The organism is Bradyrhizobium sp. BRP19 (assembly GCF_020194195.1).
Taxonomy (GTDB): Bacteria; Pseudomonadota; Alphaproteobacteria; order Rhizobiales; family Xanthobacteraceae; genus Bradyrhizobium; species Bradyrhizobium yuanmingense.
On sequence record NZ_JADYVZ010000202.1, the window covers coordinates 1 to 406 of the forward strand.

At 61.3% G+C, this 406-nt stretch carries 1 protein-coding gene; it reads right to left on the bottom strand.

Annotated elements, in window-relative coordinates:
• The coding region (locus I6F36_RS39190) for a transposase (RefSeq protein ID WP_369424457.1) at positions 1–227 on the bottom strand (227 nt) is incomplete at its 3' end.
• Between the last annotated feature and the right edge of the window lie 179 nt (positions 228–406).

A 406-nucleotide genomic window follows, 5' to 3' on the forward strand; every position in this document is an offset into this window, starting at 1 on the left:
GCCTTCAGACGCTCGGCAACATCCGTCGGAACGCCGACCCGTGCGCCGCTGTCGACCTCGGCCTTCTTGACCCACTCATTGAGCGTCTGTGGCGTGCAGCCGATCTTCGCGGCAATTGAGCACACCGCCGCCCAGCGTGACGGATGCTCGCCTTCGTGATCCAAAACCATCCGTACCGCGCGGGAACGGACCTCAGTTGAAAATTTGTTCGTCGTCGTCTTGCTCATAACGGCCCCACCTTCTCAGGAGTTGGGGCCTCCGGCAATCCCGGGGCGGTTCAGTTTATGCGAACCGGGACTGACACAGTAGGATCGGCTAGGCTGGTCCGCTGCACGGTCGCTGAAAAGCACGCCAGCAAGAAGGATCGCTCAGGCGATTCGGGGAGTCTACGCAGAGAAGCTGCCAA